4 protein-coding genes are annotated in these 16094 nt (G+C 69.8%); 2 read left to right on the top strand and 2 right to left on the bottom strand.

Annotated features, from left to right (window positions below; all coding sequences use genetic code 11):
- Positions 1 to 3: 3 nt before the first annotated feature.
- Entirely contained in the window at positions 4 to 1683 is a 1680-nt protein-coding gene (locus QTI04_RS28940; RefSeq protein WP_286618663.1) for a ShlB/FhaC/HecB family hemolysin secretion/activation protein, read from the bottom strand.
- A gap of 569 nt (positions 1684 to 2252) precedes the next feature.
- Positions 2253 to 2390 carry a hypothetical protein gene (locus tag QTI04_RS28945; RefSeq protein ID WP_286618664.1) on the bottom strand — a complete coding sequence of 46 codons (138 nt, stop codon included), beginning with the start codon at positions 2388 to 2390 and terminating at the stop codon, positions 2253 to 2255.
- Positions 2391 to 2714: 324 nt separating this feature from the next.
- Between QTI04_RS28945 and QTI04_RS28950 the strand changes: the two genes are divergently transcribed.
- Positions 2715 to 3023 (top strand): DUF6072 family protein, encoded by a 309-nt coding sequence (locus QTI04_RS28950; protein WP_286618665.1) that lies wholly within the window; start codon positions 2715 to 2717, stop codon positions 3021 to 3023.
- 267 nt (positions 3024 to 3290) lie between these two features.
- Entirely contained in the window at positions 3291 to 16082 is a 12792-nt protein-coding gene (locus QTI04_RS28955; protein WP_286618667.1) for a type I polyketide synthase, read from the top strand.
- Positions 16083 to 16094: the final 12 nt, after the last annotated feature.

A 16094-nucleotide genomic window follows, 5' to 3' on the forward strand; every position in this document is an offset into this window, starting at 1 on the left:
CCTTCAGAACTGATAGGACAGTCCGGTAAAGAAACGAGTGCTGCGGCTTCGGGTCGGTACCCGATAGACCTCGTGCGGCGTAGCGACTTCGGCGTAGAAATTCACGCCATTGGCCAAGCTGCCTCGGACGCCGAGGCCGGTATCGCTCCCTCTGGAGACCAGGTTGGGAATCGGCGCGATCTCGATCGAGGTGGTGCGTCCCACTTCCGCGTACGCATAGAAAGTCACTCGACCGCCGGGAATCAGGGCGGGTTCGTAACGGAGTTCAAGCTTGCCGGCAGCAGCCCGATCGCCGATGAGGTCGCCCGCATCGAACGCACGCAAGATGAGCTCTCCTCCGAGCGCGGCGCGCTCGCTCGAAGGCAATCTGTCGTTGGTCCATTGCCCCTGCACGGAGGCCAGCAGACTGAAATCGCCGCCCAGGCGCTGAAGCCGACCCGCAAGAAAGTCCACCTTGCTGAAGCCATAGTCCGCGTCGCGGCGAATTGCCGTGGGCGAGTCGCTCGATGTGGACCCCAGACCCGGGATGCCTTGCGAGACATCTGCGTTGGCAAAGTTGATGCCGCTTGCGTCGCTGCGATCCCAGCTCAGTCCAACGCGCAGCGCCCGCACGCGTTCCTGTTGCTCGATCTGCAGCAACTCCCCCTTCTGCTTGCCGTCGTAGATGTTGAAGCGGCCTCTCACGCGCAGGGTCTCGCCGCGTCCGCGGATCAGCGGATACGCCACGCCGAAGGTGGCAATGTCACTGGTGCTTCGAACCACCTCTGAAAGAAAGTCGCTTTGCCTGAACAAGTCTGCTTCCGTGAGCGAAGACTTGGACTCGATGTGCGCGAGAAAGCCGTTGAACATGAGGCCGCTGGTCCCGAGCGGCTGGTCGTACGCGTAGCCCAGGGAGCGCAAGCGCGACGTCTCGGTGGTCTGCAGCAACAACGTCTGGGCTTCATCCTGGCCGAATGCGTTGAACAGGGAAACGCGACCTTCGATGAGGACGTTGCCCAGCAGTTCCGAGACCCGATTCTGAATCCCGGCAAAACCCGACACCGAGTTGCGTGCCGTCTTGAGTGTGAGGACTGCTTCGCCGGGCGGGCCGGCGGCATCCAGGTAGGCCTGTGCAGCCACGCCGGGAATGTCGTTGATGATCAGCAGTTGACGCTCGAGTGTGCGAATCGTCAGCGGCCGCTCGCGCATGATCACTTGCGCCTCCTCGCGAATGCGAGGGGAGTTTTCGAGTTCGGGATCGAACTGCACGCGTCCGACGTAGCCTTCGATGACATGCAGTCGCAGGACGCCGTCGGGCAGACCGTCCTTGACCACGTCCTGTGTCACCAGCACCGCTGAAAGCACATAGCCACGATTTCTGTAGATGCTGGTCAGCGTGTTGGCCAGGTCGTAGATCGCTGTCGCGGGAACTTCACGGTCCGTCATGTCTGCCCAGTTGGGCGCGAGTTCGGCAGTGGGAATGGCAGTGTTCCCGCTCAACTCGACCGTGCGCACCGTCAGGCGGATGGCCTCCGCGCCCGACGGATACGTGAAGGCGGGTACGGGAATCGGAGTGGGAGCCTTGTCGGTGATGGAAGGCTCAGGCACCATTCGGCGCAACTGCTGCTGGAGAACTCCCGGAGTTGCTTGCGGCGGCACCGGCGGAAGGGGTTGCGCCGTCGTGATCAGCCAAGTGAACGCCATGCATCCACCGCCAGCGAGGCGAATCCAGCACATACTGAGGCATATGCCTTTGCGGTCGACCATGTGCTTGCCCTTCCCTCAGCGGCAGCACAGTGCGAGAGGTCACTGACCTCTCGATACTCGCTGGGCTTCCGTCCGACTCCCTACTTGTCCATCGTCACCCCATTCCCTCGTTCTGAACATCATCCATACGGCGTAGCTAATGCAGATGATGCTTGGCTCGGATTGGTGCTTGGAAGGCGCTTCGGCGCAGCGCAAGGTGAGGTGGCGCCGCGGCCCAGTTGATTGCAATCAACGAGGCTTCAGTGGCAAAGGGTCGTATTCACGAGATCGATTGAATGGAACTCTACGTGTCTTTCATGTGGGTCCGCAGTCGATGAGGGCCAGATCTACAACCGCTGGTGGTCTCAACAACTCGTCCTTCGCGATGCCGTGGCCCTGACCTGTGAACTCGGGCTCACCTCGGTGACGTATTGCTCGGCGAGAAAGTTCTGGCCCTCGCGCACTGTCAGGCTGCGCGAGTGCACGGCCACGATCTTGTCGTGAAGCGGTGAAGCGCCGCTTGGGGATCATGGCCCGACCAATCCCTCCGAACATGTCGCCTCGGCACTCATCGGGCTCTTCACGAGCTGCTCAACCAGTACCTTGGGTTCGACGGAAATGGTGCCGTCGCCCTTCCAGTGCTTGCCCGCGAACTGGATCTCCAAGAGGCATGGTTCATCGGACCTTCTGAATTGCGTCGAGTTAACAACCACACCGTGCTTGTTGGACAACGCCGATCGCGTCGCGCCCGTCCGCCCACGTCGGCGCCTCACATGCGCATGCATCGCACCAGCGAGGTGCGAGATCGACGCGCCGTGCATCGTGGTCCGCACGTCAATGCATGCTGGATGTCGCCATGACGGGCCGCGCTAACAAATGGTGGCAATTGGCGTAGCGCCTTCCTATCGCGAGAGGAGACCGGACGTTGATATGTAGTGAGGGAACGCTTATGCTAGGACGCCCAGTACACACGCAAGGAGTACTCAATCATGGCCACCACTGCCACTGCCACTGCAAGGTCGGCGCCCACGGTATCCGAGCAAGTCGCCAACGGAGTGAAGATTGTGGCGAATCTGGCGTTATTGCCAGGGAGTAGCCAGATCGTCGAAGGCAAGGTCGGTTCGGGAGTCGTCTATGGTCTGGCCGGCTTTGCGGCCCGCGCCGTCTTCGGACCCATCGGCTGGATTGCCACGGGCTTGGATTCATACTCGCTTTCGTCGTCAGGCAAGCATTTGTGGGAACACCTCACGATGCCGCGCGTGGACGACCAGCCTGCGAAGCCGGGCAAGCCCGAGTAGGTACAGGGCAAGGGGTGCTGCTCGACGAGCCTGTATTGCAGGCCCGGCAGCAAGCAAGGGGCTCGTGCAGTGCGCGCGCGAAGGAAGTTCGTGCGTCGCGCCTGAGTTCAACGGCCTCCAGTGTTCAGACGAAGAATGTGCAGGCCCAGCGGAGCGTGGCTCATCTGGGCAATGCAGGCTTGCGCCAACTGGTTCCCTATCGGAATCATTTCCTTCGAAGAACAGCCGTGCTGAGGAGAAGGCGACCAACGTCGATCGGGCATTCAGATGGAGCGATTCCAAGAGTTTGCATCGATCGCAAGCATTCTCCAACGCCGCGCCAGCAGGGGGGATCAACTCGCGTATGCGTTCTTGCATGACAGCGAAGTCGTTGACACGCTGAGCTACCGCGCGCTGGACGAGAAGGCGCGCAACATTGCGGCGCATCTGCGCGCGAACCGAGCAACGGGGCCGGTGCTGCTGTGCTTTCCGTCGGGTCTCGAGTTCATCGCTGCTTTTTTTGGCTGCCTCTATGCGGGCCTGATTGCGCTGCCGCTCTATCCACCGAGCCGCAAGAGGATGGAGCCACGCATCGCGGCGATCATGGCCGACGCGCAGCCCGGATTCGGTCTGACCCATTCGGCGTTGCTGGCCCAGATCCGCGAGTTCTCGGCGCTTCATACTGCGGGCACTGCCTTGCAGTGGATGGCGACCGATGTGCTGGCGGACGATGCCGCTGTGCGAGCCATCGAGCTGGCGCCTGCGGACAGTTCGATGGCCTACCTGCAATACACGTCGGGCTCCACGTCAATGCCGAAGGGCGTGATCGTCAGCCACCTCGGTCTGCTGCAGACGCTGTCCGATCTCGACCGTGGCTGGCGACACGAGGCCGACAGCGTCATGGTGACCTGGTTGCCGCAGTTCCACGACATGGGTCTGATCTATGGGCTGCTGCAGCCGCTCTACGGCGGCTTCCCTTGCTACCTGATGGACCCGATGGCGTTCCTGCAGCGTCCCGTGCGCTGGCTCGAAGCGATCTCACGTTACGGAGGCACGCACAGTGCGGGACCGAACTTCGCGTTCGACCTGTGTGTGCAAGCCATCGGCGAGGCAGAGAAGGCGCATCTCGATCTGCGGCGCTGGAGCGTTGCCCTGAATGCGGCCGAGCCGGTGCGCGCCAGTACGCTGCATGACTTCGCCGCGGCGTTTGCGCCGTGCGGATTCGCCGCACACGCGTTCTGTCCCGGTTACGGTCTTGCCGAAGGCACGCTGAAGGTGACTGCGGTTCGACGCGGCGTCGGTCCGACGCTGCTGGCAGTGCGCGCCTCGGCATTGGCCCACGGACGCGCCGAGGTGGCCGACGACAAGGAGCCGGACGTGCGCATGCTGGTCGGCTGCGGCGTCAGCGAAATCGGCGCCCGGGTCGTGATCGTCGACCCCGAAACTGCACTCGAATGCGAAGCGGCCGGCATCGGCGAGATCTGGGTGCACAGCGACAGCGTGGCGCAAGGCTACTGGCGCCGGGCGAAGGAGTCCGAGCAGACCTTCGCGGCCCGTCTGGGGGCCAGCGGCGAGGGGCCGTTCCTGCGCACCGGCGATCTGGGATTCGTTCGCGACGGCGAGCTGTTCGTCACCGGGCGCCTGAAGGATCTGATCATCATCCGCGGCGTCAATCACTATCCGCAGGACATCGAGCTCAGCGTGGAGCATTGCCATTCGGCGCTGCGCCCGGGTGCCGGCGTGGCGTTCGCGACCGAAGTCGATGGCGAAGAGAAACTCGTCATTGCGCAAGAGCTCGAGCGCACGCGCCTGCGCCACATCGATGTCGACGAGGTTGTCGAGTCGATCCGCACGGCGGTGGCCCGCGAGCACGACCTGGCTCTTCACGCCATCGTGTTGCTGCGCCCGGCGAGTATTCCCAAGACATCGAGCGGCAAGCTCCAGCGCCGCGCGTGCCGCAGCGAGTTCGAGGCCGGCAAGCTGAGCATCGTCGCCCAGTGGCGCGAGTCGCAGCCGCCCTCCTCCGCGCCGGCACCCGCGTCGTCCGGCGCGGACGACGCGCGACCTGGGTCGATACGCAACTGGATCGTGGCGTGGATGGCCGCCCGTCTCGGGGTCGCGCCAGTGCGACTCGACGTGCAGGCACCGTTTGCGACGCTCGGGCTCGATTCGCTCGCAGCGGTCCAGCTCTCGGGCGACCTCGGGCGATGGCTCGCGCGATCGCTGTCGCCGACGATCGTGTTCGACCATCCGACGCCAGAGGCGCTGGCGCGTCATCTGGAGCGGCCAGCGTCCCTGCCGGCCTCTGCGCCGCGCCTGTCCGTCCTGGGCGACGTGTCAGGCACGGAGGCGGAGCCGATCGCGGTGATCGGCATCGGCTGCCGCTTTCCCGCCGCGCCCGATGTCGACGCCTTCTGGCAGGCGCTCATCGCCGGCGTCGACAGCGCAGCGCCGGTCCCGTCGCAGCGCTGGGCCGCGGCCCGCGCGCCACTGCCGCCCGGGCATTTCCTCGACGCTGTCGACCGCTTCGACGCCGATTTCTTCGGGATCTCGCCACGCGAAGCCGAAAGCATGGACCCGCAGCAGCGCCTGCTGCTCGAGGTCGCTTGCGAAGCGATCGAGGATGCCGGACTGGGCGACCTCGCTGGCAGCCCGACCGGTGTCTTCGTCGGCATCAGCACCAGCGACTACGCGCGGCTTCTGTTGAGTCATGGCCATCCCGACGCCTATGCCGGCACCGGCGGGGCGCTGAGCATCACTGCGAACCGGCTGTCGTACCTGCTCGACCTGCGCGGCCCGAGTTGGGCCGTCGACACCGCGTGCTCGTCGTCGCTGGTCGCGGTCCACCAGGCGTCGCAGGCGCTGCGCCTGCGCGAATGTGATGTCGCGCTGGCGGGGGGCGTCAACGTGATGTCTTTGCCCGAACTGACGCTCGCGCTCGGCGAAGCGCGGATGCTCTCGCCCGACGGGCGCTGCAAGACCTTCGATGCGTCGGCCGACGGTTACGGCCGCGGCGAGGGGTGCGGTGTGATCGTACTGAAGCGCTACCGCGACGCATTGCGCGATGGCGATACCGTCGCGGCGCTGCTGCTCGGGTCGGCGGTCAACCAGGACGGTCGCAGCAACGGGCTGACCGCGCCGAACGGTCTCGCACAGCAACAGGTGATCCGCAACGCGCTCGCCATCGCCGGTGTCGCACCGGCTGAGATCGGCTATGTCGAGGCCCACGGCACGGGCACGCCGCTCGGCGACCCGATTGAAGTCGCCGCGCTGACCGCGGTGCTCTCCGAAGGCCGCACCGCCGACCTGCCATGCTGGCTCGGCTCGGTGAAGACCGCGATCGGGCACCTCGAAGCGGCGGCCGGGATCGCCGGTCTCGTGAAGACGGTGCTCGCGCTGCAGCATGCCGAGCTGCCCGCTCATCTGCATCTGCAGCGACCGAACCCGCACCTGAAGCTCGACGGCACGCCGTTCTCGATCCCGACCACTCGCCATCCGTGGCCGCGCGGCGCGCGGCGCCGGATCGCCGGCGTCAGCTCGTTCGGGTTCGGCGGCACCAACGCGCACGTGATCGTCGCCGAGGCGCCGGCGCAGCAGCCGGTGCTGGCCGGCGCGGAACCGGATCGGCCGCAACACCTGTTGGCGCTGTCGGCGAAGTCCGTCGATGCGCTGCGTGATCAGGCGCGCCGGCTGGACGCGCACCTCGGCCGGCCCGGTGCGCCTGACCTGGCAGACCTCTGCCACACCGCGAACGCCCGCCGCGTGCACCACCGTTTCCGAGTCGCGCTGGTGTCGGACCGCATCGATGACCTGCGCCGACAGCTGGCCGAGTTTGCCGCCGATCCCGACGGCAGCGCCTCGCGCCATGGCCCAGGGGACGCGGAGCGCCGGCTTGCGATGCTGTTCACCGGGCAAGGGTCGCAGTACCGCGAGATGGGGCACGAGCTGTACCGCAGCGAGCCGACGTTCCGCCGCTTCGTCAACGACTGCGACGCGATGCTCGGCGCGCAGCTGTCGCCGTCGCTGCGCGATGCATGGTTCGGTGCCGTCGACGAGGGCCGCCTCGACGAGACCGCCTACACGCAGCCGGCGCTGTTCGTGCTCGAGCTCGGCCTCGCGCAACTCTGGAGGTCATGGGGCGTGGAGCCGGCGGCGCTGCTCGGGCACAGCGTCGGCGAGTACGCCGCCGCTGCGTTCGCCGGCGTGTTTGCTTGGGAGGACGCGCTCAGGCTCGTCGCCGCGCGCGGCCGGCTGATGCAGGCGCTGCCGCGCGACGGCTTGATGGCGGTCATCGCCGCCGACCACACCCGTGTGCTGGCCGTGCTCGGCACCGACCATCCGCAGGTCTCGGTCGCTGCGGTCAACGGGCCGCGCAATACGGTGATTTCCGGCGCGCGCACGGCAGTCCAGGCGCTGGTCGAGCGCTTCACGCGGGCCGGCATCGGCACCACGCTGCTCCGCACGTCGCATGCGTTCCATTCGCCGCTGGTCGAGCCGATGCTCGCCGAGTTCGCCGACCTGGTCGCCGGCGTGCCGCTTGCGCTGCCGCGGATTCCTCTGATCTCGAACCTGACCGGCGAGGCAGCCGGCGCCGAGATCGCGACGCCGCAGTACTGGTGCCGCCACGTTCGCGAACCGGTGCTGTTCTCGGCCGGCGTGACGGCCCTCGCGCGGCGCGGCTGTCGCACGTTCCTCGAAGTCGGCCCGGCGCCGGTGCTGCTCGGCATGGCGCGCCAGAGCGTCGCCGACGACGGCCTCGCGTGGCTGCCGAGCCTGCGTCCCGGCGTCTCCGATGCACGCCAGATGCTGGACAGCCTGGCGTCCTGGTACGTGCGCGGCGCCGCGGTGGACTGGAGGGGGTTCGACCGCGACCGTGTGCGGCGGCGCGTCCGGCTGCCGACCTATGCCTTCCAGCGCCAGCGCTACTGGCTGGCCGATGCGCAAGCTCCCTCGGCGCCCGCGACGGCGGATGACATCTATCGCGTCGAATGGCCGCCCGCGCCACCGCTCGACCTCGATGCTGGCGAGGCCGCTGCCTCCCGCGAACCGGGCTGCTGGCTGCTGCTCGCCGATCGCGGCGGCGTCGGCCTCGCTCTCGCAGAAGCGCTCGAAGCACTGGGACATCGTTGCCTGCGGATCGGCCGCGACGCGGGGCCGGGTGCGCTCGACGCGCACACGCTCGGCTCGAGGCTCGACGCCTTCATGGCCGATGCCGGCTTGCCGCTGCGCGGGGCCGTGCATCTGTGGAGCGCCGAGGCCGTGGACCAGGCCGAGGCCGAAGCCGAAACCGATTGCGGCGCCGCACTGGCACTTGTGCGCGCGCTCACCGGCCAGCCCTCGTTCGAAACCGCCCGGCTCTGGCTCGTGACCCGCTCGGCAGTGCCGGCCGCCGACAGCCCGCAACCGCTCGGCTTGGCTGGCGCGGCGCTGTGGGGTCTCGGGCGCAGCATCGCGGTCGAGCAGTCGCAAGGCTGGGGCGGGCTCATCGATCTGGACGCGCAGCCGCAGGCCGACGAGGCGCGCCGGCTGCTCGCCGAGTTGATGCTGCCCGATGGCGAGACCGAGATCGCGTGGCGCGCCGGCAGCCGCCGGATGCCACGTCTCGTGCGCGCAGCGCCGCGGCCCGAAGCATTGCCAACGGTGCGGGGCGACGGCTGCTACCTGCTCACGGGCGGTTGCGGCTTCGTCGGACTCGAGATCGCCACGTGGCTGGTACGGCACGGCGCAAAGCACCTGGTGCTGGCCGGACGCAGCGATCCGACGCCAGAAGCCCAGCTGCGCCTCGCTGCGCTACGCGACGCCGGTGCGCAGGTGCGCACCGTGCGCGCCGATATCGCCGAACCGGTTGACGCGGCGCGACTGTTCGAAGCGATCGCCACTGGGGGGCATCTCCTGCGCGGCATCGTCCATGCGGCCGGCGCGGGCGGGCAGCGCCCGGTCGCCGACATCGATGCGCCCGCGCTCACCGCTGTGCTGCGGCCGAAGCTCGCCGGCACCCTGCTGCTCGACCGCCTGAGCGCCGCGATGAACCTCGACTTCTTCGTCTGCGTCTCGTCGGTCGCGTCGGTCTGGGGCGGGAAGGGACTGGCCCACTACGCCGCGGCCAACCACGTCCTCGACGCCTGGGCGCACGACCGGCGGGCGCGAGGGCTGCCGGCGCTGAGTGTCAACTGCGGTCCGTGGTCGGGCGGTGGAATGGCGACCGACGCCGACCGGCGCGGGCTCGGCCAGAGCGGCATCGTCTCGCTCGCGCCCGAGCGCTACCTCGCTGCGCTGTCCCGATTGCTCGCGGCCGACTTCTGCCAGGCGGTCGTCGCCGAGGTCGATTGGTCGGTCCTGCGGCCGTTGCACGAGGCGCGCGGTCGCGGGCGCCTGTTCCAGCGCCTCGGCATCGCGCCAGCGGCAGACGCCAGGGAAGCGCCGCGCGGGAGGGCGGTCCTGCGCGAGCAGCTGCGCTGCGCCGCCCCCGGCCAGCGCCGGGCGCTGCTGCTCGAGCACATCCGGCGCGAGCTGGCCGCGGTGCTCGGGTTTGCGCCCGACCGAGCGATCGATTCGTCCGAGGGCTTCTTCCAGCTCGGGATGGACTCGCTGATGGCGGTCGAGTTGCGCAACCGGCTGGCCGGCGCCCTGAACCGGCCGCTTGCCGCGGCGCTCGTGTTCGATTTCCCGACCGTCGAGGCCTTGGCCTCGGCGTTGCTCGCGCAGTTCGACGAGGAGACCGCCGCCCCGTCCTCCGCACCCGAGATCGCGGCGTCGCTCACAGCGGCGGCCGCATCGACCGCGCCGGCCGCGCCGGCCGCGCCGGCCGCGGCCGAGCCGATTGCGATCGTCGGGATGGCCTGCCGCTTCCCTGGCGGCGCCGACGATCCGGAAGCGTTCTGGCGCCTGCAGTGCGGTGGCCACGATGCGATCGGCCGCGTCCCGGCCGATCGCTGGGACGCCGACGCCTGCTACGACGCCGATGCGCGAACCCCGGGCACCGCGTACACCCGGCACGGCGGATTCATCGACGGCGTGGACCTGTTCGACGCGCACTACTTCGGCATCTCGCCGCGCGAGGCGGCCGAGATGGACCCGCAGCACCGGCTGATGCTCGAGCTGAGCCACGCCGCGCTCGAGAACGCCGGCCATCCGTTCGAGGCCGGCACCCGGACGCCGGACCGCACCGGCGTCTTCGTCGGGCTGACCCACAGCGACTATGCGCAGATGCTGCTGGGCGATGGTCGCCCGGGCCGCATTGGCGCCTACTACGTCACGGGCAATTCGCTGAACGCCGCTGCTGGCCGGGTGTCGTACGCGCTGCGGCTCAAGGGGCCGAGCCTGACGGTCGACACCGCGTGCTCGTCGTCGCTGGTGGCGGTGGACCTCGCCTGCCGCAGTCTGCGCGAGCGCGAATCCGACACTGCGCTTGCCGGTGGCGTGAATCTGATCCTGGCCCCGACCGGTACCATCGCCGCGTGCCAGGCGCGGATGTTGTCGCCCGACGGGCGCTGCAAGACCTTCGACGCCGCGGCGGATGGTTATGGCCGCGGCGAAGGCGCCGGCGTCGTGGTGCTGAAGCGCCTGTCCGATGCGGTGGCGGCCGGCGACCGGATCTGGGCGCTGATTCTCGGCTCGGCCGTCAATCAGGACGGCCGCAGCAGCGGGTTCACGGTGCCGAGCGGGCCGGCGCAGCAGGCAGTGATCCGCGCCGCGCTCGCCCGCGCCGGCGTGCAGCCCGGCGACATCGGCTACGTCGAGGCGCACGGCACCGGCACCGCGCTCGGCGACCCGATCGAGGCCGGCGCGCTCGGCGCGGTGTTCGCTGACAGCCGTCGCGGCGCCCGGGCGCTGCCGGTCGCCTCGGTGAAGGCCAACATCGGTCATCTGGAGTCGGCAGCCGGGATCGCCGGGCTGATCCGGGCCGCCCTGGTCGTGCATCACGGCGAGATCCCGCGCATGCCGCATCTTGCGACGCCGAACCCGGAGATCGACTGGCAGGGTCTCGCGCTGCATGCAGTGGGCCGGCACATGCTCTGGCCCGACGCCGAGGGCGACTCGCGCCGCATCGCAGGGGTCAGCTCGTTCGGCGTCAGTGGCACCAACGCGCACGCCGTCCTCGCCGCGCCGCCCGCCCCGGAAGCGGCGCGGGGCACCGTCGAGCGGCCGGCGCACCTGCTCGCGGTGTCAGCGAAGACGCCCGAGGCGCTGCGCCAGTTGGCCACGGGGCTCGCCCGGCACCTCGATGCCAACCCGGGGCTCGTGCTCGGTGACGTCTGCCACACCATCCACGCGCGCGCGCGTCACGCGCACCGCGCCGCTTGGCGCGTCGCCTCGGTTGCGCAGGCGCGCGACCGGCTGCGCGCGTGCGCCGACTCTGCCGACGGCGAGCCCCTCACTCGGGCGCCGCGGGTCTGCTTCGTGTTCGGCGACGCGCAGGCGGGCGCTGCGGGCGCGGCGACCCGTCGCGAGCTGTACGCGACCCAGCCGGTATGTCGCGCTGCGCTCGACCGGCTCGCCTCGGTCGCGGCGACGCTGTCGCCCGGGCCGCTCGCCGACATGCTGCTCGGCGAAGGTGATGCGTCGCACGCCGACGCGGCGTGGGCGAAGGCGATCGCCTTCTCGCTGCAGTACGCGCTCGCCGAACTGTGGAGCGCCTGGGGCGTCGTGCCCGACCGGGTGCTCGGGCAGGGCTGCGGCGCCTGGGCGGCCGCCTGCGTCGCCGGAACGCTCGACGCGACGCACGCGCTGCGCCTGTGCGTCGAAAACGCCGCCGACGCCACGGCCGCCGAGCCCGGCGCCCGCGCACCGGCCATCGAATGCGTCTGCACCGCGTCGGGCGACCTCGACCCGGCGCAGTCCGTCGCGGCCCTGGCTGCCGCGCGGCGCGCCGGCGTCGACATCTTTCTCGAGATCGGCGCCCAACGTTCGCCGCTGTTCGGCGCAGGCCGCGATCGCGGGGGCGACGCTGCACTGTGGCTGCAGGCTTCAGAGCCCGGGCGCAGCGCCTGGGAAGGCCTGGTCGACGCGCTTGCAGCGCTCCATGTCGCGGGTGTCGACCTCGACCTGCGCGGATTCGATCGCGGCTATGCACGCCGCACCGTCTCGCTGCCCACCTACCCCTTCCAGCGCCGGCGCTACTGGATCGACGACCGACCGGGCGAGCCACCACGGCCGGTCCGCGCCCCGCCACCGGCCGACGGCCATCCCTTGCTCGGGCGCCGGGTCCGCTCCGCGGTCGCGCGCGACGAGATCGAGTACGTGGCGACGATCCTCCCCGAGCGCGTGCCGTTCCTTGGCGAGCATCGGGTTTTCGGCGCGCTGCTGCTGCCGTCGTCCGCGTACCTGGAGATGGTGCTCTCGGCGGCCGCGCAGGTGGTCGGCAACGGCGCGGCGAACGTCCTCGACTATCGGATCGACCACGCAGCGACGCTCGATCCGCAGCACGGCCGAGAGATGCACCTGGTGCTTCGGGCTCGCCCCGGACTCCAGCCCGATGCCGGCCACGCGTTCGAGATCGTCGGCACCGACGCCCTGCCCGAGGTCGAAGCGAGGAGCTGGACACGTCACGCGGGGGGCGTGGTGCAAGCCTGCGCGGCGCCGGCCCCTGCGCTCGAGCCGCTGCAGGCCGTGCAGGCGCGGCTGCGGCGGCCGGTCGAGGTCGCCGGGTTCTACGAGCTGCTGCGCCGCCACGGCATCGAGATCGGTCCGCGCTTCCACGCGCTGCGGCAGCTCTGGGCCGACGGCGGCGAAGCCCTCGGCGAGGTCTTTCTGCCCGAGGAAGCGCGCACGCCCGACGGGTTGCGCGTCGATCCGATCGTCCTCGATGCCTGCTTCCAGCTCGTCGGCGCCGCGCTCGATTCGTTGCCAGGGCCGGTTCGGCCGCACCTCCAGGTCGGAATCGACCGGCTGACGCTGCTCGCCGCGTTCGGGCATCACGTGTGGGCTCATGCGCGGCTGCGCCTTCCGACACTTTCCGCCCCCGAGGGGCCGGTCGCGGACCTGTGGCTGTACTCGCCGGCCGGCGAGCCGGTCGCGGTCATTGACGGCCTGCAGCTGAGGCCGGCCGACGTCTGCGACGAGGCCGGGGCCGCCGCGGCGGATCGAGCGGACCGACTGATCTACCAGGTCCAATGGCCGCAGCAGCCCCTGTCCGTCCACGGCGCGCTGCCTGCACGGGAGCGCCTGGAAGCGTTGCTGTGCGAGCGGCGCGACGAGTGGCATGCCCGACCGGCGCTGGTCGACTACAGGGCCGCCAGCGTGGCCATCGAATCGCAGTGCGCGGCGCTTGCCGCGCAGGCGCTGCGCGAGCTGGGCTGGCCGGGCGAGCGCGAATCGATCACGCTCGACGCTGCGATGGAGCGGCTCGGCGTCACCGCCCGCTATCGGCCGCTGTTGCGTCGCCTGCTGGACATGCAAGGCGGCCCGGCTCCGGGCGAGGAGTTCGAGCGGCTGCGGCACGAGCATCCCGAAGCCGCGGCCGAGATCGCATTGCTCGAGCGCACGTCGCGACATCTGCCCGGCGTGCTGCGCGGCGAACTCGACCCGAACGAGGTGCTGTTTCCCGGCGGCGACTTGCGACTGCTGACGCAGCTCTATGAGACGTCGCCGGTCGCCGCCATGATGAATTCGCTGGTGGAGCGGGCAGTGACAGAGGTGGCCGCCGGATGGCCCGAAGGACGCGCGCTGCGCATCCTGGAGATCGGTGCCGGCACCGGCGCGACGACCGCGGGCGTGCTGCCGCAACTGCCCGCCGATCGCACCGAGTACCTCTATACCGACGTCGCCGACCGGTTCACGCAGGCGGCGGCGCAACGCTTTGCCGCGTTCCCGTTCGTACGTTTCAACCTGTTGAACATCGACGACGACCCGGCCGGCCAGGGCTTCGCGTCAGACCATTTCGATGTCGTGATCGCGGCGAACGTGCTGCATGCGACGCCGCGGCTGGAGCGCTCGCTGCGCCACCTGAGGCAGTTGCTCGCGCCCGGCGGGCTGCTGGTGCTGCTCGAGGGCACCGCGCCGCTGCGGCTGCTCGACCTGACGTTCGGGCTGACGGAAGGCTGGTGGCGCTTCGCCGGCGATCCGACGCGGCCGGCCTACCCGTTGATCCCGGTCGCGCAGTGGCAGGCGCTGCTCGAAGCGCACGGCTTCGAAGGGTTCTGCCAGGTGTCGTCCGATCGCCCGCATGCCTCCGCACTGCCGTCGCAGGCAGTGATGACGGCGCGCGCCGCTTCGCGACCCAGGGCACCGGCAGCGCCCGGGCATTGGCTGGTGTACGCCGACGGCGGCGGCGTCGGCGAGCAGCTCGCGACGCGGCTGCGCTCGCACGGCGAGACGGCGACGCTGGTCGTCCGATCCGGCCTCGCCCCGGCGACGCCGGACGACTGCCGCAGCGACGTGCAGCGTGCGCTCGCGCGCGGCGTGCCGCTGCGCGGCGTCGTGCATCTGGCGAGTCTCGACGCACGCTTCGACGAGGCGTCGGATGGCGCGCAACTGCAGGACGCGGTGGCGCCGGGCTGCCGTTCGGCGCTGTACCTGGCGCAGGCGCTGATCGATGCCCGGCTCGGCCGCGGCACGCCCCTCTACCTCGTGACGCGCGGTGCCGTCGACGTCGGCGGTTCCGACCCATCGGTGGTGTCGCCGGACGGGCTCGCCCAGGCGCCGGTCTGGGGTTTGGGCAAGGTGCTCGCGAGCGAACACGCCGAGCTGCGCTGCCACCTGATCGACCTCGATCCATCAGGTCGCAGCGACGACGCCGGGTTGTTCGATGAGTTGTGGAGCGCGAAGCCAAGCGATGAGACACGCATTGCGCTGCGCGGCGGGCGTCGCCACGCTGCGCGCCTGCTGCCCGGTCGGCCGGCCGGAAGCCAGGTGGCAGTGCGCGGCGACCGCTCCTACTTCATCGCTGGCGGCTTGGGCGGCATCGGTGCGCACATCGCCCGATGGCTCGCCGCCCAGGGGGCACGCCATCTGGTGTTGGTCGGGCGCTCCGGGTCGTCGTCGGAGGGGGCCGCCGACACGATCCGCGCGTTGCAGGCACGGGGCGTTGCGGTCGTCGCGGAGCAGGCCGACCTCTCGCAGTCCGGGCAACTCGCGGCGGTCCTGGCGCGGGTTGCAGCCGAACTGCCGCCCCTGGCTGGCATCGTGCATGCCGCCGGCGTCTTCGCCGATCGCCTGATTGTCGAGCAGCAATGGCCGCTGTTCGAACAGGTGTTCGCGGCCAAGGTCCAAGGCGCCTGGAACCTGCACCGGCTGACGCGCGAGCTCGCGCTCGACTTCTTCGTGCTGTGTTCGTCGGCATCGACGCTGCTCGGCGGAGCGGGCCTCTCGAACTATGCCGCAGCGAACGAGTTTCTCGACTCGCTCGCGGCCTACCGCCGCCGTCTGGGCATGCCCGGACTCAGCATCGACTGGGGCCCCTGGGCCGGCGTCGGGATGGCGCGGCATGTTGGCAGCAGCCGTGAGGCCGAGTGGAACGCTGTCGGGATTCAGCCACTCGCGCCTGCCGATGCGCTGGGCGGGCTCGCCAGCGTGCTCGGCAACGAGGCCGCGCAGGTCGGTGTGATGCAGGTCGACTGGACGCGGTTCGTCGCCCATCCGCTCGGTGCCGCCACGGGCCGGTTCGTCGAGTGCCTCGCACCCTCACAAGAAGCCGAAGCCGGTGCGCAGCGCGCGCCGGCCCGTCAACGCATCGACGATGCGCCGGCGGGCGAGCGTGCGCATCGGCTGCTCGAGTTCGTGCGCGCCGAGGTCGAAGCCGTGCTCGGCTGGCCGGCGGGAGAACATGTCAACGTGCGCCAGGGCTTCTTCGACCTCGGTATGGACTCGCTGCAGGCCAACGAGCTTCGCAATCGGCTGCAGACGGGCCTCGAATGCACGCTGCCCTCGACGCTGACGTTTCGCTTCCCGACCATCACTGCACTGGCCAAGCATCTGTCCGAGCAGATGTTCGACACCGGCGATGACCCGGCCGGCCCGGTGCGAGCCCCGACCGATGCGGCGGCACCGGCAGCCCCGGCGTCCGCAATGGTTGCGCCGGCGAGCCTGGATGCCGCGCTTCGCGAGGAACTGGCGCGCCTGGAGCAGCTGCTCGGGAGCTGAGAGTCGCAGCGC

The sequence above is a fragment of the Variovorax sp. J22R115 genome (genome assembly GCF_030317005.1).
GTDB lineage: Bacteria > Pseudomonadota > Gammaproteobacteria > Burkholderiales > Burkholderiaceae_C > Variovorax.